The 360-nt window shown below is 61.7% G+C and carries 1 pseudogene; it reads left to right on the top strand.

What is annotated here, in order from left to right:
• Positions 1 to 360: pseudogene (locus ACWGTO_RS33950) on the top strand (ISKra4-like element ISMet1 family transposase); the annotation flags it as partial.

A 360-nucleotide genomic window follows, 5' to 3' on the forward strand; every position in this document is an offset into this window, starting at 1 on the left:
GTCGTCAGCATCGACACGGCTCATGTTCGCAGCACCGAGCCCAATTCAGCGCGTAACTTCGAGCTCGTCGTGGCCAGATGCGGCCGCGGCGGACAGGGCGAACCCGGCGGGCGCTATTTCGTCACCGGCAGCACCGACCAGCATGCAATCCACGATCGTACCCTTCACGCCCTTGAGGAAGTTGGATATCGCGGCTTCGGCGATGTGACGGTGATTTCGGATGGCGCCGAAATCCTCAAGCGGCTGCCCCGCGCCATGCCGAAGCCGACGACCCACATCATCGACTGGTTCCATATCGTCATGAAGATCCAGCCCATGCAGCAGATCGCCGATCACATCGTGCGATCGAAGTCCTGGTCC

It is taken from the genome of Mesorhizobium sp. PL10, from assembly GCF_053714315.1.